Origin of the sequence: Saccharopolyspora montiporae, assembly GCF_015209505.1 — a bacterium.
In the GTDB taxonomy this organism is placed as follows: domain Bacteria; phylum Actinomycetota; class Actinomycetes; order Mycobacteriales; family Pseudonocardiaceae; genus Saccharopolyspora; species Saccharopolyspora montiporae.
The window spans coordinates 318,486-336,159 of sequence record NZ_JADEYC010000009.1; the positions used below are offsets into that span (position 1 = coordinate 318,486).

Annotated in this window: 13 protein-coding genes and 1 pseudogene; 2 read left to right on the forward strand and 12 right to left on the reverse strand. The window is 72.0% G+C overall.

The genetic code is table 11. The features are described 5' to 3' along the window. Window positions 1-335: 335 nt before the first annotated feature. The 4 genes and pseudogenes from topA to IQ251_RS06855 form a co-directional block, all read right to left on the reverse strand. Window positions 336-3,179, reverse strand: a pseudogene (gene topA / locus IQ251_RS06840) (type I DNA topoisomerase); the annotation flags it as partial. 207 nt (window positions 3,180-3,386) lie between these two features. Next, complete coding sequence (locus IQ251_RS06845) at window positions 3,387-3,971, reverse strand: hypothetical protein (RefSeq protein WP_193927590.1); 585 nt, start codon at window positions 3,969-3,971, stop codon at window positions 3,387-3,389. Between the two features lie 131 nt (window positions 3,972-4,102). Continuing rightward, window positions 4,103-4,783: a hypothetical protein gene (locus IQ251_RS06850; protein WP_193927591.1), complete on the reverse strand. Its 681-nt coding sequence runs from the start codon at window positions 4,781-4,783 to the stop codon at window positions 4,103-4,105. A gap of 195 nt (window positions 4,784-4,978) precedes the next feature. Continuing rightward, complete coding sequence (locus tag IQ251_RS06855; RefSeq protein ID WP_228046291.1) at window positions 4,979-7,291, reverse strand: sodium-translocating pyrophosphatase; 2,313 nt, start codon at window positions 7,289-7,291, stop codon at window positions 4,979-4,981. A 485-nt stretch (window positions 7,292-7,776) separates the two neighbouring features. Here IQ251_RS06855 and IQ251_RS06860 point away from each other — a divergent pair, with 485 nt between their 5' ends. Next, on the forward strand, window positions 7,777-10,155 hold the full coding sequence (locus IQ251_RS06860; RefSeq protein WP_193927593.1) for a DEAD/DEAH box helicase: 2,379 nt from the start codon (window positions 7,777-7,779) through the stop codon (window positions 10,153-10,155). 98 nt (window positions 10,156-10,253) lie between these two features. On the opposite strand, the gene IQ251_RS06865 is transcribed toward IQ251_RS06860, so the two are convergent. From IQ251_RS06865 to ssd, 8 genes are all read right to left on the reverse strand, one after another. After that, window positions 10,254-11,027, reverse strand: a complete 774-nt coding sequence (locus tag IQ251_RS06865) for a bifunctional DNA primase/polymerase (protein ID WP_370591236.1) — start codon at window positions 11,025-11,027, stop codon at window positions 10,254-10,256. A gap of 304 nt (window positions 11,028-11,331) precedes the next feature. Further along, on the reverse strand, window positions 11,332-11,814 hold the full coding sequence (locus tag IQ251_RS20100) for an Rv3654c family TadE-like protein (RefSeq protein WP_193927594.1): 483 nt from the start codon (window positions 11,812-11,814) through the stop codon (window positions 11,332-11,334). Beyond that, window positions 11,811-12,212 carry a TadE family type IV pilus minor pilin gene (locus IQ251_RS20105; protein ID WP_193927595.1) on the reverse strand — a complete coding sequence of 134 codons (402 nt, stop codon included), beginning with the start codon at window positions 12,210-12,212 and terminating at the stop codon, window positions 11,811-11,813. The genes IQ251_RS20100 and IQ251_RS20105 overlap by 4 nt, the downstream gene beginning before the upstream one ends. Beyond that, a complete protein-coding gene (locus IQ251_RS06880; protein WP_193927596.1) occupies window positions 12,212-12,433 on the reverse strand; it encodes a DUF4244 domain-containing protein in 222 nt (73 codons plus the stop codon). Before IQ251_RS06880 ends, IQ251_RS20105 begins: the two co-directional genes overlap by 1 nt. A 48-nt stretch (window positions 12,434-12,481) precedes the next feature. Continuing rightward, window positions 12,482-12,973: a type II secretion system F family protein gene (locus IQ251_RS06885; RefSeq protein ID WP_228046205.1), complete on the reverse strand. Its 492-nt coding sequence runs from the start codon at window positions 12,971-12,973 to the stop codon at window positions 12,482-12,484. Window positions 12,974-13,074: 101 nt separating this feature from the next. Next, window positions 13,075-13,863 (reverse strand): type II secretion system F family protein, encoded by a 789-nt coding sequence (locus IQ251_RS06890; RefSeq protein WP_193927597.1) that lies wholly within the window; start codon window positions 13,861-13,863, stop codon window positions 13,075-13,077. Next, complete coding sequence (locus IQ251_RS06895) at window positions 13,857-15,026, reverse strand: TadA family conjugal transfer-associated ATPase (RefSeq protein ID WP_193927598.1); 1,170 nt, start codon at window positions 15,024-15,026, stop codon at window positions 13,857-13,859. The genes IQ251_RS06890 and IQ251_RS06895 overlap by 7 nt, the downstream gene beginning before the upstream one ends. After that, window positions 15,023-16,180 (reverse strand): septum site-determining protein Ssd, encoded by a 1,158-nt coding sequence (ssd, locus tag IQ251_RS06900; protein ID WP_193927599.1) that lies wholly within the window; start codon window positions 16,178-16,180, stop codon window positions 15,023-15,025. The genes IQ251_RS06895 and ssd overlap by 4 nt, the downstream gene beginning before the upstream one ends. A gap of 644 nt (window positions 16,181-16,824) precedes the next feature. Between ssd and IQ251_RS06905 the strand changes: the two genes are divergently transcribed. Then, window positions 16,825-17,664, forward strand: a complete 840-nt coding sequence (locus IQ251_RS06905; RefSeq protein WP_193927600.1) for an HAD family hydrolase — start codon at window positions 16,825-16,827, stop codon at window positions 17,662-17,664. The last annotated feature ends 10 nt before the right edge of the window (window positions 17,665-17,674 follow it).

Here is a 17,674-nt window from a genome sequence, read left to right on the forward strand (position 1 = left end):
GTGCTCTTGGACCCGGTGCTCTTGGTTCCCGTGCTCTTGGTTCCCGTGCTCTTGGTGCCGGTGCTCTTCGTGCTGGTACTCGTGCTCTTGGTGCCGGTCGTGCTCTTCGTCCCGGAACTCTTCGTGCCCGTGCTCTTGGACCCGGTGCTCTTGGTGCCCGTGCTCTTGGTTCCCGTGCTCTTGGTTCCCGTGCTCTTGGTGCCGGTGCTCTTCGTGCTGGTACTCGTGCTCTTGGTGCCGGAACTCTTCGTGCTCGTGCTCTTGGTTCCGGTGCTCTTGGTGCCGGTCGTGCTCTTCGTCCCGGAACTCTTCGTGCCCGTGCTCGTGGTGCCGGAACTCTTCGTGCTCGTGCACTTGGTTCCGGTGCTCTTGGTGCCGGTCGTGCTCTTCGTCCCGGAACTCTTCGTGCCCGTGCTCTTGGTGCCGGAACTCTTGGTTCCGGTGCTCTTCGTGCTCGTGCTCTTCTTCGCGGTGGACTTCTTCTTCGCCGGCGCCTTCGCGCGGCGCTCGGCGAGCAGCTCCACCGCGCGGTCCATGGACAGCGACTCCACCGCATCGCCCTTGCGCAGCGATGCGTTCGTCTCCCCGTCGGTGACGTACGGGCCGAACCGGCCGTCCTTGATCACCAGCGACTTCCCGGTGTCCGGGGCATCGCCGAGCTCGCGCAGCGGCGGTGCGGCCGCCCGCCTGCCCCGCTGCTTGGGCTGCTCGTAGATCTTGAGCGCCTCGTCCAGGGTCAGCGAGAAGATCTGCTCCTCGGTCTCCAGCGACCGCGAATCCGTGCCCTTCTTCAGGTACGGGCCGAACCGGCCGTTCTGCGCGGTGATCTCCTCGCCGGATTCCGGGTCGGTGCCCACCACGCGGGGCAGCGAGAGCACCTTCAGCGCCTCGTCCAGCGTGATCGTGTCCAGCGACATCGACTTGAGCAGGCTGCCGGTGCGCCGCTTGGCCTTGCTGTCCTCCGGCAGCACCTCGGTCACGTACGGGCCGAACCGGCCTTCCTTGGCCAAGACCTCGTTGCCGGACTCCGGATCGGTGCCCAGGCTGCGGCCCTCCATCGGGGTGGCGAACAGCTTCTCCGCGATCTGCGCGGTCAGCTCGTCCGGCGCCAAATCCTCCGGCAGGTTCGCCCGCTGCGCGGACTCGTCTTCGAGGGTGCGCTCCAGGTAGGGCCCGTAGCGGCCGACCCGGACGTAGACCGTGCGGCCTTCCTCGTCGGTGAACATGGGGATCGAGTTGATCTCCCGCGGGTCGATTTCCTCGACTCCCGAGCCGACCAGCTTCTTCAGCCCGCCTGCCCGGCCGATCGAATCGTCCGGCCCGACCTCGCCGCCGAAGTAGAAGCCGTTGAGCCACCGGGTGCGCTGCTGGCGCCCCTCGGCGATCCGGTCCAGCTCGTCCTCCAGCGCGGCGGTGAAATCGTAGTCCACCAGCCTGCCGAAGTGCTTCTCCATCAGTCCGACCACCGAGAACGCGATCCACGACGGGACCAGGGCCGAACCCTTCTTCCACACGTAACCGCGGTCCTGCACGGTCTTGATGATGGAGGCGTAGGTCGACGGGCGGCCGATGCCCAGCTCTTCCAGCGTCTTGACCAGGCTGGCCTCGGTGTAGCGCGGCGGCGGGTTCGTGGTGTGCCCGTCCGCGGACAGCTCCGGGGCGGTGACCGGTTGCTGCTGCACCAGCTGCGGCAGCCGGGATTCGGCGTCGTCGGCGACCCCGCCCGCCTCCGAGTCGACCGACTCGACGTAGGCCTTGAGAAAGCCGGCGAAGGTGATCGTGCGCCCGGATGCGGCGAACGTGCACTCCTGGCCCTGCTCGGCCGTCCCGGCGATCCGCACGGACAGCGTGGTGCCCTTGGCGTCGGCCATCTGCGAGGCGATCGTGCGCTGCCACACCAGCTCGTAGAGCTTGAACCCGTCCACGTCGTCGCCGAGCTCCGCGGACACCTGGCCCGGGGTCCGGAAGCTCTCGCCGGCGGGGCGGATCGCTTCGTGCGCCTCCTGCGCGTTCTTCACCTTGCGGTTGTACTGCCGCGGCTGCGCGGAGACGAACCGCTCGCCGTAGAGCTCGACCGCCTGGTTGCGGGCTGCCGCGATCGCCGTCTCGGACAGCGTCGTGGAGTCCGTCCGCATGTAGGTGATGTACCCGTTCTCGTAGAGCCGCTGCGCGGTGCGCATCGTGCGGTCCGCGGAGAACCGGAGCTTGCGGCCCGCCTCCTGCTGCAGCGTCGACGTCATGAACGGCGCGTAGGGCTTGCGGGTGTAGGGCTTCTCCTCCACCGAGGAGACCTGCAGCTGCGCCTCGGCCAGACCACCGGCCAGCGAGTTCGCCTCGGCCTCGGTCAGCACCCGGGCCTCGTCGTTCTTGAGCCGCCCGTCCGGCCCGAAGTCGCGGCCCGTGGCGAGCTTGGCCCCGTCCACGGACACCAGCCGGGCGCTGAACCGGCGCGGATCGGCGTCCTCGCCCGCGTCCATCGTGGCCGAGATGTCCCAGTATTCGGCGGGCACGAAGCTGATCCGCTCGCGTTCGCGCTGCACGACCACCCGGGTGGCCACCGACTGCACACGGCCCGCCGAGAGCTTCGGCATGACCTTCTTCCACAGCACCGGGCTGACCTCGTAGCCGTACAGCCGGTCCAGGATCCGCCGGGTCTCCTGCGCGTCGACCAGGTCCTGGTCCAGGTCGCGGGGGTTCTCCGCGGCCGCGCGGATGGCCGACTCGGTGATCTCGTGGAACACCATCCGGCGGACCGGCACCTTCGGCTTGAGCGTCTCCATCAGGTGCCAGGCGATCGCTTCGCCCTCGCGGTCGCCGTCCGTGGCGAGGTAGAGCTCGTCGACTTCCTTGAGCGCGTCCTTGAGCTCGGTGACCACCGGCTTCTTGTCCGAGGAGACGAGGTAGAGCGGCTCGAAGTCGTTCTCGACGTCCACGCCCAGCCGCGCCCAGGACTGGCCCTTGTACTTGGCGGGCACCTCGGCCGCCCCGCTCGGCAGGTCGCGGATGTGCCCGCGGGAGGACTCGACGATGAAGTTCGAGCCCAGGAACGACGCGATCTTGCGGGCCTTGGCGGGGGACTCGACGATCACCAAGCGCCGGCCACCGGAGTCCGCTCCGTTGGCGGACACCGAAGCGCGATCACCGCCGCCGTTCTTCTTCGTCCGTGTCGACCCAGCCACGCTTACCTGCTCTCTACTCGCGGGGCACCCGGTTCGCCCGGTGCTCAACAAGTCCTTCAGTGTGCCCCGACCGGAGGCGCTGCCACCGTCCGGAGAGGCACAGGGTTGCACACAACACGCCGATGCTCGCGACCATCTGGTGTTGGCAACGTATCGGGTCACCATCATGTTCCGTTGCGTGACCTGGCGTGATATGGGTCAAATCGCTCAGCAGGCGAGCGGCCACGTTCGCTCGATAGCACCATCGGGCACCGGGCCGACCAGCTCTGCCAGGCGCGCGAGGCGGCGTTTGCCGGTGAGCCGCAGCGCCGGCTGCCCGCTGCGCGCCCCCACCGGCTTGGCGGCGAGCCCGCACCGGGCCAGCGCTCCGGCGAGTTCCCCGTGCGTGCCGGGAGCGTGCGGATCCAGCTCCAACCGGTACCCGCCGGGTTCGGGCCGCCCCGCGGCGAGCACCCAGATCCGGAGCGCGGCGCCGTCCGGGGTGAACCCGCGCGGCACGGACTTGATCGCACCGCGCAGCCACGCCCCGGCCAGCCCGGTCAGATCCGCGCGGAACGCCGTGCGCACCAGGGGCCACCCCTCGTCGGACCGGCCGACCTGGGCCTGGACTCCCCGCTCGGCGCACGCCCCGGCCAGCGACCGGGCCCGCCACTCCGCGTCCAGCACCACCGAGAGCCTGGCGGCCGTCCCGCGGCCGAACGCCACCGCCTGCCCCGGACCGCACAGCACGCCCGCCAGGTCGCCGATGGCGGGCTGCCGCGCTTCCGCGGAGAAGAAGGACAGTTGGTCCACATCGAGAAATGCTAGAACAGCAGTTCGATCTTGACCAGGGCTCTCACTCGATCGAAGGGGATTCGCGCCAGCGGTGCCCGCACCGGCGGGCACGGGCACCGGGCACGATCACCGCGGTGGCTGAGCCCGCCCTACTGCGGCGGCTGCTGCTGGGGCGGCTGCTGCTGTTGCTGCTGCTCGGTGAACATCGCGCACTGCGGCGACTGCTGCACCGCCGCGTTCAGCTCCGGGTTCTGATCCATCTGGGCGACGGCCTCCTGCAGGTTGAGCTGCTCGCCCTTCTTCAGCTCCTCCTGCACCTGGGTCATGCCCTCCTGGAACTTCTGCTCATCGGCCGGGTCGACCTGCTCGGCCTTGTCCCGCGCCGTGTTCAGGACCTTGCTGACCTGCACGAAACCCTGCTCGAAGCTGTCGCCGACCTGATCGGCGCCCTCGATCGGCGAGGGCTCCATCCCGCGCAGCCCCTGCACCGTGCGGTCCGCGGCATCCGCCGAGGCCCCGAGGCTCTGCACCATCGACTTCTTGAGCGCGGCGCTGTTGCTCCGGTCCGGTTCCGGCAGGTTCTGCTGCGCCTGGGTGAACTCGCCGACCAGCCCGCACAGCTCACCGGCCCAGGCCGCACCCGGCCCCTTCGGCTGGTCGCCCTGCTGCTGGTCGCCCTGCTGCCCGGGACCCTGCTGGTCCGGGGCCTGCTGCTCCGCGTTCTGGTCGCCCTGCGCTCCCGGGTCTCCGGCCTGCTCCCCCGCGGAGCAGCCGGCCAGCGCCAGCGGAACGGCGGCGAGCACCGCGACGGCTGTCGAACGGAACCTCATGCGCACTCCCGGCCATCGGTGTCGGTACGCGCCCGACCCTCTCGCATCCGGCCGCGACGGCCCGACACCGGGGGCTCACCTGCTGGAATCACACCTGCGCAGTCGAGTCCGGCCGAACAACCGGAACTGCGCCCGGACAGCGAGCGGGGGCACCCGGTGCCGAACACCCGGTGCCCCCGCGAGCGGACGAGCGGGTCAGGGCGCGCCGTTGACCACCTTGTCGTCCTCGCCGTCGGTGGCCGAGGACTCGTCGATCGCGGTGCTGCGCCGCTTGGAGACCACGATCGCCGCGACGATCACGAGCACCGCCAGCAGCGCGATGCCGTAGCGCACCGGCGACGGGACCGCGTCACCGACGGTCATGAACACCACGGCCGGAGCGATCAGCACCGACACCAGGTTCATGACCTTCAGCAGCGGGTTGATCGCCGGACCGGCCGTGTCCTTGAACGGGTCGCCGACCGTATCGCCGATGACCGTGGCCGAATGGGCCTCGGACCCCTTGCCGCCGTGGTAGCCGTCCTCCACGAGCTTCTTCGAGTTGTCCCAGGCACCGCCCGAGTTGGCGAGGAAGATCGCCATGAGCGTGCCCGTGGCGATCGCACCGGCCAGGTATCCGGCCAGCGGTCCGACACCGAGGCCGAAGCCGACCGCGATCGGCGCCAGCACCGCCAGCAGCCCCGGCGTCGCCAGTTCGCGCAGCGAGTCGCGGGTGCAGATGTCCACGACCCTGCCGTACTCCGGGCGGGTCGTGCCGTCCATGATCCCGGGACTGTCGCGGAACTGCCGGCGCACCTCGTAGACGACCGCGCCGGCCGCACGGGACACGGCGTTGATCGCCAGCCCGGCGAACAGGAACACCACCGCAGCGCCGATCACCACGCCGACCAGCACGTCCGGCGCGTAGACGAAGTACTCGGTGGGCCGCAGCGAGCCCGCCACATCGGCCAGCGCCGCGGTGATGGCGTCGGTGTACGAGCCGAACAGCGCGGTCGCCGCCAGCACCGCGGTCGCGATGGCGATGCCCTTGGTGATCGCCTTCGTCGTGTTGCCCACCGCGTCCAGCTCGGTGAGGATCTTCGCGCTCTCGTCCTCGTCCTCCTCGGACATCTCCGCGATGCCCTGGGCGTTGTCCGCCACCGGACCGAAGGTGTCCATCGCGACGATCACGCCGACCGTGGTGAGCAGACCGCAGCCGGCCAGGGCGATCGCGAACAGCGACACCGCCAGCGAACCCGACAGCGCGAACGCGGCGAACACCGCGACGCCGATCACCAGCGCGGTGTAGACCGCGGACTCGAAACCGACCGACAGCCCGCTGAGGATGACCGTGGCGGCACCGGTGCGCGAGGACTGGCCGACGTCGCGGACCGGGCGGTTCTCGGTGGCGGTGAAGTAGCCGGTGAGCTTGAGGATCACCACGGCCAGCAGGATGCCGATCACCACGGCGACCAGCGCGATCAGCGCGGGGCTGCCCGCGGTGCCGCGGATCTCCTCGGAGACCCCGGTCAGCCCGGCGAACGTGCTCGGCAGGTAGAGCATCGCGGCCACCGCGCACAGCACAGCCGAGATCCCCGCAGAGATGTAGAAGGAGCGGTTGATCGCGGTCAACGCGCTCTCCCCGGAGCGGGCGTGCGTGATGTAGACGCCGATGACCGCGGTCAGCACGCCGATCGCGGGCACGATCAGCGGGAACAGCAGTCCGTGCAGGCCGAACGCCGCGGTGCCGAGGATCAGCGAGGCGACCAGGGTGACCGCGTAGGACTCGAACAGGTCGGCGGCCATACCGGCGCAGTCGCCGACGTTGTCCCCGACGTTGTCGGCGATGGTGGCCGCGTTGCGCGGGTCGTCCTCCGGGATGTTGTGCTCGACCTTGCCCACCAGGTCCGCACCCACGTCGGCGGCCTTGGTGAAGATGCCGCCACCGACTCGCATGAACATGGCCAGCAGCGCGGCGCCGAAGCCGAAGCCCTCCAGCACCCGCGGCGCACCCCCGGCGTAGACCAGCACCACCAGGGCCGCGCCGAACAGGCCCAGGCCGACGGTGGTCATGCCGACGACGCCGCCCGTGCGGAAGGCGACGCGCATCGCCTTCTCGCGCGCCGCACCGGATTCCCGGGATGCCGCGGCGACCCGCACGTTGGCGCGCGTGGACAGCCACATGCCGAGGTAGCCGATCGCCGCGGAGAACGCCGCGCCGAACAGGAAGAAGATGGACCTGCCGATCCGCTCCGCGGGTTCGCCGGGGAGCGCGAACAGCAGCAGGAAGACGATCACCGCGAAGATCGCCAGGGTCCGGAACTGCCGGTTCAAGTAAGCGGAAGCGCCCTCCTGCACCGCCTTGGCGATGTCCTGCATCTTGGCGGTTCCCTGACCGGCGGCCAGCACCTCCCTGATCAGCACGTAGCCGAAGGCGAGCGCGGCGAGCGCGATGACCATGACCGCGCCGACCACGGTGTACTCGGTGGCGCCTAGCTCGATACCCGCAGCTCGCTGGGCGAGGTCCATCCGGGGCGGCGAGCTCGGTGGTGCAGCGCCCTGGGCCCAGCCGCCTTGCTGGACCGGGGTGAGCAGGGACATCCGTCCTCCTGGTTTGTGCTCGGTTCAACGCCGACGGCCGCGGTCGGCCGCGCTCCGGCGCGTGGTGGCGGCCCCGCCGGGCGACCGGGGTCGTCCGTGGCGAGGTCGTGGCCGGGGAGTCTATGCAGACGACCAGTGGCTTACCTCACGGTGTGATACGTGACTCCGGCCGACATGGGGTTTCGTTATTGTTTCATCGATTCAGAACGGGTCTTGATCGCCCGAACGGGCACAGATCGATTTGGCCCGAACGGGGGATGTCCGGTACAAGGACGCGCTTCGCGTCCGCGTCCGCTCGCCCGCCACACGGCACAATCCGCCCGATCAGACGACCGCCGAGCAGGTGATCAACGCCGTTCTCCCCTTCCCGCACCGCGCGTAGATCCGTCCTAGCGCTGTGCGAGGCTCGTCCGGTGAGCGCAGCGCACGAAGACGGCGGCGGCCGGCTCCTGCAGCGGGTGCTGGCCGGCGTCCCCGTCGGCGAATCCCCGGTGCGGCACGTGCAGCAGGTACCCGCGCGCCCCGCCCGCACCGCGGCGTGGCCGCAGTGGGTGCCCGAGGAACTCGCCGCGGCCCTCGCCGAGCAGGGCGCGCAGCAGCCGTGGCAACACCAGGCCGAGGGGGCCGATGCGGTGCACGGCGGGGAGAACGTCGTGATCGCCACCGGTACGGCGTCCGGGAAGTCACTCGTCTACCAGCTGCCGGTCCTCGCCCGCCTCCTCACCGAGGAGCGCGGCACCGCGCTGTACGTCTCGCCCACCAAGGCGCTCGGCGCCGACCAGTTGCGCGCGGTGCAGGAGCTCGGACTGGACGGCGTCCGCGCCGCGTCGTACGACGGGGACACGCCGAAGGTGGAGCGCGACTGGGTGCGCCAGCACGCCCGGTGGATCTTCACCAACCCGGACATGCTGCACAACGGGGTCCTGCCGGCGCACGGCCGCTGGTCCCGCTTCTTCCGCAGGCTCACGCACATCGTCGTCGACGAGTGCCACACCTACCGGGGCGTGTTCGGCTCGCACGTGGCGCTGCTGCTGCGCAGGCTGCGCCGGATCGCGCGGCACTACGGCGCGGATCCGGTCTTCGTTCTGGCCTCGGCCACGATCTCGGACCCCGAATCGCTGGCGCAGCGGCTGACCGGCGCACCGTGCCGGGCGATCACCGAGGACGGTTCGCCGCGCGGTGCCCGCACGGTGGTCCTCTGGGAACCGCCGCTGCTGGACGACATCACCGGGGAGAACGACGCCCCCGTTCGGCGGTCGGCGGGCGCGGAGACCGCGCGGATCATGACCGAGCTGGTCATCGAGAACGCCCGCACGCTGGCGTTCATCCGCTCCCGCCGCGGCGTCGAGATCGCGGCGCTGACCGCCCGGCGGGCACTGTCCGAAGTGGACGACAAGTTGCCGGCCAAGGTCGCTTCCTACCGGGGCGGCTACCTCCCGGAGGAACGGCGGGAACTGGAACGCGAGTTACTCTCCGGCGACCTGCTGGCGGTGTCCACGACGAACGCGCTGGAGCTGGGGGTCGACATCGCCGGGCTCGACGCGGTGGTGGTCGCCGGGTACCCGGGCACGCTCGCCTCGTTCTGGCAGCAGGCCGGCCGGGCGGGCCGCGAGGGGGACGGGGCGCTGGTGATCTTCGTGGCCCGGGACGATCCGCTGGACACGTACCTGGTGCACCACCCGCCAGCGGTGCTGGACCGGCCGGTGGAGGCGACCGTGCTGGACCCGGCGAACCCGTACGTGCTGGAACCGCACCTGGCGTGCGCGGCGGCCGAACTGCCGCTCGACGAGGGGTGCCTGGCCGATTTCGGCGGGGCACCCGCGCATGCGGCGGTGCGCGCGTTGGCGGAGGAGAACGTCCTGCGCCGCAGGCGCACCGGCTGGTTCTGGACGTCCCGGGACCGCCCGCACCGCGGGGTCGAACTGCGCGGTTCCGGTGAGCCGCCGGTGGCCGTGGTGGAGGGCGACACGGGCAGGCTGCTGGGCACGGTGGACGCCGATTCCGCGTGCTCGACGGTGCATCCGGGTGCGGTGTACCTGCATCGCGGGGAGTCGTTCGTGGTGGACGACCTGGATCTGGAATCCGGGATCGCCCTGGTGCACGAGGAGGCTCCGGAGTGGACCACCTCGCCGCGGGACGTCGTGGACATCTCGGTGCTGAGCACGTCCGAGCAGTACCGGCCCGGGCCGGGCGTCACGGTGAACGTGGGCGATGTGCAGGTCACCGCGCAGGTCGTCGGCTACCTGCGGAAACTGCCCTCCGGGCAGGTCCTCGACCAGGTCTCGCTGGACCTGCCCGCACAGAGCCTGGTCACCCGCGCTGTCTGGTACACGGTCAGCGACGAGCTGTTGCACGGCAGCGCACCGGGGGGCGCCGGGCTGGATCCGGCGCGCGTCCCCGGTGCGCTGCATGCCGCCGAGCACGCGGCGATCGGACTGCTCCCGCTGTTCGCGACCTGTGACAGGTGGGACATCGGCGGGGTTTCCACCGCGCTGCACGGAGACACCGGGGAGGCAACGGTGTTCGTGCACGACGGACATCCGGGCGGTGCCGGATTCGCCGATCGCGGATTCGCCGCACTGGTCCCGTGGTTGGCCGCGACGCGCGAGGCGATCGCTTCCTGCGAGTGCTCGGCCGGGTGCCCGTCCTGCGTCCAGTCGCCCAAGTGCGGGAATGGCAACGAACCGCTGGACAAGGCGGGGGCGGTGGCTTTGCTCGATGCGGTGTCGGCCGTGCTCGGGGGAAGCACCACCGGTCCGGCTGGGCTGCACGACCGTCCGGCGGATTCCTGAGCCGGCGGGGCTGGCCTGCTCAGGGCCGCGTCCGATCGCTTCGGGGAGCCCGGGCGCGGTGCCGGTTCCGGTGGATTCGCGCACGGCCGACGACCGCATCACCGCGAGGGCGCTACGAGCTCCACCACGTGTGGGTCGTTCCGGGTTCCGGCAGCGCGCAGCGCGTCCAGGACGAACTCCGCCTCCGGGAGCCGCCAGCCGCACACCTCCGGTTTCACCCGCCAGTGCACCGAGCCGTGCGGGTATGCGGTGGGCGGCATCGGAACCCAGCTGCCGCTGGCGTGCCAGCGCACTCCCGGCTCGTCGACCGCTCCGCTGCCGCCGGCCACCAGGAAGAACCAGCTACCCAGCGGCGTGGCCACGATCGGCACCGGGAATCCGAGCTCGCGCAGCACGGCCGCCGCGCTCCTGCCGAGTTCGGCGTCCACCTGCAGCGCGTCGAGCTTGCTCCCGGTGGCCACCAGCAGGCTGTACGGCCGCTCGACCCACCAGGACGCCGCGCGATCCGGGGCGATCTGCGGGTCCGGGGCCCAATCCGCGAGCACCGGCACGGGTTCCGCACCGCTCGCCCGTTCCGCGTCGACCCACTCGCCGTCCTGGAGGTAGGTACCCGGAACCACCGGCCAACCGCGCGAAGCGAAACCGATCGCCTGCACGCGGAGTTCGATCCGGCTGCTGGAGATCCCGGCCGGGTGGGCCGGGATGCCGCGGAAGGCGTGTTGCCACCCGTCCGCCGACGAATACATCTGCTCCGCCTCCTTGTTTTCGAGTGAACTCGCGCTGCCGGTCCCGGTCCGGGCCGGTTCGGGGTCGACCCGGACCGGGACACCGCGGCCGACGACGCCTTTGTCGCCGACCCAGCTCGTGCTCACACCAACAATCAACGGCATCGACCGGGCGGAAGTACACCCCCGCGTCGATGACCGGTCGTCGGGCCGCGACGAGCGCAGTTGCGAGTAGAGATGCGCTGAAAGATCACCCGGGGCGGGTCGATCAGTCGCACCGCCGGTCCCAGCATGCGCCGTGCTCAGCCGATGCGCGCGCTGATCGTTCCGGTGCGCACCACCGGACCAGGTGGGCAGCCGGTCTTCGGGCCGCGAGCTGCGGCGATGGATCCCGCCGCAGCCGCACATCGAGGACGAGGACCACGAACCACTCGTCGTGCCCAGCGACCGCTCATCGGGAGCGCCGAGCGGTACGAACCGGTGACGGCCCGGAGCACCCGGTGCGCCGGGCCGAATCCGGTGCGCCCACCCGTCCCGCACCGCAGGCCGGTGGCGGGGTTTCCGTTGTCCCGGCCCACCGAGCGGGCGGCGAGCCGTCCACCGGTCCGGCCCGAGCCCGTCCCGTCACCTCGCCCAACCCCGGAACCGAGGCGCGCAGCTGAACCCGCGCCTCGCCCACCGACACGGTGCACGAGGTCAGACCCGTCCCCATCGCGGCGGCCACGACTTCCGCATGCCCGCAGGCCGCAGCCGCGCCCGTGGCGGAATGCGCGGCCGCCGCCAGTGCGGCGAGATCGGCGGCACCTTCGGCCCGATGCCGCGCCGCGACCGCGGAACCGGCCTGCACCACCACCCACAGCACCGAGATCAGCACCAGGACCAGCGTCGCGGCGAACGGGGTGGCCGCTCCCCCGTCTCCGCCGAACCTCCTCACCCGGCCGCACCTCCCGGCGGATCCGCAGCCCCGAAGTGCACCCCGGGTTCGGGGACGGCCACCGCGCTGGCGTGCGCCTGCAACGCGCCGGTGAACCCGGTGAGCGGAATCCGGACGTCCGCGGTCACCCGGTCGGCAGCGGGCAACACGTCCAACACCGCCCGGTCGCCCGCGATCGCCGACACGGCGGCGCCTGCCCGGGCCACATCGCCCCGGGCCGACAACCGGGCCGCTTCCACCGCCGCGTCGGTGCAGCGCAGCTGCACTGTCATCGCGTTGACCCCGGACAGCACCACGGCGAAAACCCCGACGACCGCGCAGATGCCGAGCGCGGCTTCCGCGGTGACCACCCCCGCATCAGCCGGCAGGCCGGTACGTGGTCGATGTTCCGGGCGCATCACGGTTCTCCACCGCGCAGACCGCGTTCGATCAGTGCGGTCAGGCCCGCTTCGGCCGCGTCCCCGGTGACCACGGTGTAGAGCACCGCGGCGAACGCCACCGCCGCGACCGTGCCCATCGCGTACTCGGCCGTGCTCATTCCCGCATCCCCGCGCAACGCGCACCGGATCCGGTCCAACCACCCCCGTCGACCCACCTTCGTCTCGCCCAACCGGCTCATCCCGAAAACCCTCCCTCTGCAGTGGATTGCTCATCTCGTCCGGACCGATCACCAGAGCAGCGCGGATCGCTGCAGCAGCCCGAGGACCACGGGGACCACCCCGAGGCACAGGAACGCGGGCAGGAAGCACAGACCGAGCGGGCCTGCGATCCACACCGCGGCACGCTGCGAGCGCCGCTGCGCCGATTCCGCAGCGCGTTCTCGCTCCCGTGCCGCGATCTCGGTGGCCGCGGCAGCCAGCCCGGCCCCGGTACGGGCACTGCGCCGCGCAGCCCGCGCCAGGTCAGCGGTGCCCGGGTGCCGCAACGCCGGTTCCCACGCCGCCGCGGGATCGACACCGAAGGAGAGGCGCTCCGCTACTTCACGCACCGCCGTGCCACCGGCCTCACCCAGTTCCACCGCTACCGCGCGCAGCAGCGGCACCTCCGGCGCCCCGGCCCGGATCCCGGTGGCCAGCAGCTCCCAACCGGCTGCCGACTGCAGCGGGTCGCCGCGGTCATCGGGGCCCGGCGACCAGAGATCCCGCGCCAGGGCGACCATCCGAGCCGCCGCGCGCGCCGGGGGCGCAGGTGGGACCGCCCGGATGCGGCGAGCTCTGCGGCGAGCAGCGCCACCCAGCGGCGGTGGCATGCGCAGCGGGTTCACGTCGATACCCCCACCGCCGTGAGCCGGTTCGTCCAACCGAGTCCCGCGCAGAGCAACGCGCCGCCGAGCAGCACCAGCAGTTGACCGACGGCTGTTCCGGACAACACGGAAACCGGTCCCGCACCGAGCGATTCGCCCATCACCAGCCCGAACACCGGGAGCACGGCGAGCAGCCGGGCCGTGGCTCGCGGTCCGGCCATCTTCGACTCCAGATCGCGCACGCGAGCCGCGCGCTGGTGGAGGGTGCGGCGCACCGACTCCAGCAGCTCGGCCAGCCCGACGCCGTGCCGATCGGCGAGGTCCCACGCCCGGCACAGCTGGGCCAGCGGAGCGCGCGGCACCGCATGCTCCTCCGCGATCCGGCCGACCCCCGCGCCCAACCGGGTAGCCGAGGCGAGCCGGGTGAGCAGCTCGGCGACCGGACGACCGCGCTGGGCGGCCCGGCACTCGCGGGCCGCGCCCTCCGCCGCGTCGGCGGGCTGCGCCCCGGCGCGCAACTGCGCCACCACCAAGCGCAACGCACCCAGCAGCGCATCCGCCTCGGCCAGGTCCGCGCACCGCTGCCGGTGCGCGCGGTGGTGGGTCGCTGCGATACCGGCCAGACCGACGACGGCGCACGCACCCGCAACACCGAGCGGGACGAACCCGGCCGCCGCACACGCCGCGAGCGCCAGGTGCCGCGGGCGAAACGGGTGCGAACGGCGGGATTCCGGGTCGGGACGCGGGCGCAACCTGCGCCGGGCGCGGCGGCGAGCCGGCGATACGGCGCCAAGACGAATCAGCATGGGAGCGCGCCTCCCCTCGCGGCCAGCTCCGCGGCCAACCGGGACCGCCCCGCGGGCTCCCAGCCGCGCTCCACCGACCACGCGTCGCGCACGACCACGAGTCCGTCCACCCGCCCGAGCACGCCGATCCCGGCGAGCACCCGGCCGGCCGGGGTCCGGCGAACGTGCAGCACCACCTGGACACCGGCGGCGAGCTGACTGTGCAGCGCGGCGCGGGACAACCCCGCGGCCGCGGCCAACGCCTCCATCCGGGCGGGCACCTCGGCGGCGTGGTTGGCGTGCAGGGTGCCGCCCCCGCCGTCGTGCCCGGTGTTGAGCGCGCCGAGCAGCTCGCGCACCTCCGGACCGCGGACCTCTCCCACGATCAGCCGGTCGGGGCGCATGCGCAGGGCCTGCCGGACGAGATCGGCGACACCGATCTCCCCCGTCCCCTCGACGTTCGGCGGCCGGGTCAGCAGTCGGACGAAGTGCGGGTGCGCCGGGTGCAGTTCGGCCGCCTCCTCGACGCACACGATCCGCTCCCGCTCCGGAACCGCGCCGAGCATGGCCGCCAGCAAGGTGGTCTTCCCGCTCGCGGTACCACCAACCACGAGGAACGCCAGGCCGCAGCGCACGATCTCGCGCAGCACGTCGGCGAGGTCCGCGCCGAACGCCCCGCCGCCGCGCAGCGTGTCGAGGTCGTTGGCCGCTCGGCGCAGCACCCGCAGGCAGATGCAGGTGCCGCGCGCCGAAACCGGCGGCAGCACGGCGTGCAACCGCACAGCGCGGGCGCCACCCGGTGCCGGGAGCCAGGCATCGGCCCACGGCTGCGCGTCGTCCAGCCGCCGGCCGCTGGCGACGGCCAGCCGCTGTGCCAGCCGCCGCACCGACTCTTCGTCCGGGAAGCCGATCTCCGCGCGCTGCACCCCGCATCCTCGGTCCACCCAGACCTCGTCCGGTGCAGTGACCAGGACATCGGTGACGGCGGGATCATCCAGCAGCGGTTCGAGGATCCCGGCGCCGGACAGCTCCCGCTGCACCATGCGCACATCGCTGAGCACCTCGGTCTCCGCGAGCAGACCGCCGGATTCCGCGCGCACGGCAGAGGCGAGCGCTTCGGGAGTGGGCCGGTCACCGGTACCGATCAGCCGGTCGCGGACCCGGTCCACGAGTTCGCCGCTCATCGTGCACCGACCGGTTCGTTGCCGTGCGCGTCGGCGGGCGGGGTATCCCGGTCGTCCGCACCGACCGGTGCCGGTCCGGTGGTCGCGCCGAGTTCGGCGAGCGCGGCGCGGACGGCGCGGGCGAGCGAACCGCGGCGCGTGAGCACGGATCTGCCGAACCGCCCGCGCTCCAGGTATCCCGGCAGGGTGCGGCTGCTACGCACCGCGGCCAGCAGCGGTACACCCACCAGCTCGCGCGCATCGGCGGCGCTCAGCGCGGATCCGTCCGCCGTGCGCGCGATCAGTCGTACGGCACCACCGGTGGACTCGCGCACGTGCGCGGCGGTGCGCGCGGCGGCCGCGCACGCTCGGACTTCGGGACGCACCACCAGCAGCACCAGGTCGGCCAGCGCCAACGCCGCCGATGCGGCGGGATCCGGGCGCGGCGGCAGATCGCACACGACGGTGTCGCCGGCATCCCGACCGGCCGCCACCACCGCGCTCACCGCGTCGGCCGTGAGTCCGTGGTCCGGGGATTCCCGGTCGCAGGACAGCACGTGCAGCCGCCCGGCACCGAGGCGCATCTCAGGCAGCGCTGCGTGCAGCTGCCGCACGCCGACCGCGGTCCCGGCGGCCGGCACACCGGACCAGCGCAGTCCCGCCTCGTGTTCCGCGCCGACGAGCAGGTCGGCACCCCCGCCGTAGCGGTCGCCGTCGACGAGCACCGCGCGCGATCCGCTGCGGGCGGCCTGCACCGCGCACCCGGCGGCGAACACCGAGGCCCCGGCTCCGGAGCATCCGCCCAGCACCGCCAACACCCGCCCGGGTTCCGGCGGGCTGCCGTCACCGGCGCCGACGAGCCAATCGAGCAGCCCGCTCTCATCCTCCGGCAGGCGGAACGCGTGCCGTGCACCGATCCGCAGCGCGGTGCGCCACTCGTCCACACCGGTGTCGCCGAGGAGCACGGCGACCGAATTCCGGCCGGGCACACCGAGTTCGACGGCTCGCCGCGCGCACGTCCGGTCCAGCAGCAGCGCCGCAGCGCTCCGCCAGACACGGGGTAGCGCAGCGGGCGGATGGTGCTCCACCGCCCGACCGCACACCGCGGCGAGGCGCGAGACCTCCTCCGCCGTCCGGCGGTCCTCGGTGACGAGCGCGATGGCGTCGGCGTGCACGGCTTCCTCCTGCTCGGGTGCGGGAACGCGGACCGCGCGGACGTCGCTGTCCGCGCATATCCACGCTGACCCCGCCGCGAAGCCGCGCCAAGGATCCGGTTCGGAATTTGTGGACTACTCGGCCATCTGTGGACACATCATCCGGAGCAACGCCCGAATAGCGGGAGAAATCCGCGATCCCTCGGCGTTCGGAAGTTCTTTTCGCGAGCACCGCACGAAACCGGAAAAGATGCGCGGAAATGGCTGCGAACAGAAGACGACCCCCGCCAGGGGGGAGGAGCGGGGGTCGTCGGCAGTTCAGCTCCGGGGGGTCGAGCTGAACACGTCCGGAAGCACCGGACGCGCACACTGTATCGCTCGAATCCAGCGGTGCGCGCCCCGTCCATTGGAGGGAACCTGTTGCTTCGACAGGCCCTTTCCCCCTCCCGATCACTCCATTCGAGTCAAGAATTCCTTTTCGCTGACCGGAACGATCCGCGGCGGAGAGGTGGATCCGCCGATGCGCCATTCCGCGCAACGGCACTCGACCGCGGAATGCTCGGCCGCACCTCCGCGAACCGAACCCGAGCGGCGCCCGCCGAGCACCGAAACCGACCGCCCCGCACCGGCGGCGCGGTCCCCGCGGACCGGGACGGGCGACTCGTATGCTGTGCGGTGTGACTGAGCCCGCGAACCCCGCTGCACCCGGGGCGCCCCCGGTGGCCGCGTTCTTCGACCTGGACAAGACCGTCATCGCCAAGTCCAGCACGCTCGCCTTCAGCCGCCCCTTCTTCCAGGAGGGGCTGATCAACCGCCGCGCGGTGCTCAAGAGCGCGTACGCGCAGTTCGTGTTCATGTTGGCCGGAGCCGATGCCGACCAGATGGACCGGATGCGGGCGCACATCGCATCGCTGTGCACCGGGTGGGACGTCGAGCAGGTCAACGCCATCGTGGAGGAGACCCTGCACGACATCGTCGATCCGCTGGTCTACAAGGAGGCGACCCAGCTCATCGCCGAACACCGCGAACAGGGCCACGAGATCGTGGTGCTGTCCGCCTCCGGCGAGGAAGTCGTGGCGCCGGTGGCCGAGCTGCTCGGGGCCGCGCACTGGTCGGGCACCCGCATGGTCGTGGTGGACGGGCGCTACACCGGCGAGATCGAGTTCTACTGCTCGGCGGAGAACAAGGCCGTCGCCGCGCGGGAGCTGTCCGAGAAGCACGGATACGACCTGGACGGCAGCTTCGCCTACTCCGACTCGATCACCGACCTGCCGCTGCTGGAGAGCGTGGGCAACCCGACCGCGGTGAACCCGGACCGCGCGCTGCGCAAGGAGGCGGTGCAGCGCGGTTGGCCGACGTTGGCGTTCGAGCACCCGGTGTCGCTGCGGGCCCGCATCCCCACTCCCTCCCGCACGGCGGTCACCGCGGCCGGGGTCGGTGTGGGGGCCGTGGCGGCGGCCGGCGCCGCGTGGTGGGGCCTGCGCGCCTGGCGCCGCAAGGGCTGAGCTCACCCGT

Excerpts from the sequence above, each read along its gene's own strand:
- IQ251_RS06850 (WP_193927591.1), bottom strand. The coding sequence starts at position 4,783 with ATGAGGTTCCGTTCGACAGCCGTCGCGGTGCTCGCCGCCGTTCCGCTG.
- IQ251_RS06855 (WP_228046291.1), bottom strand. The coding sequence starts at position 7,291 with ATGGACCTCGCCCAGCGAGCTGCGGGTATCGAGCTAGGCGCCACCGAG.
- IQ251_RS20105 (WP_193927595.1), bottom strand. The coding sequence starts at position 12,212 with ATGCGCCCGGAACATCGACCACGTACCGGCCTGCCGGCTGATGCGGGG.
- IQ251_RS06880 (WP_193927596.1), bottom strand. The coding sequence starts at position 12,433 with ATGAGCCGGTTGGGCGAGACGAAGGTGGGTCGACGGGGGTGGTTGGAC.
- IQ251_RS06885 (WP_228046205.1), bottom strand. The coding sequence starts at position 12,973 with ATGGTCGCCCTGGCGCGGGATCTCTGGTCGCCGGGCCCCGATGACCGC.
- IQ251_RS06890 (WP_193927597.1), bottom strand. The coding sequence starts at position 13,863 with ATGCTGATTCGTCTTGGCGCCGTATCGCCGGCTCGCCGCCGCGCCCGG.
- IQ251_RS06895 (WP_193927598.1), bottom strand. The coding sequence starts at position 15,026 with ATGAGCGGCGAACTCGTGGACCGGGTCCGCGACCGGCTGATCGGTACC.
- IQ251_RS06905 (WP_193927600.1), top strand. The coding sequence starts at position 16,825 with ATGCTGTGCGGTGTGACTGAGCCCGCGAACCCCGCTGCACCCGGGGCG.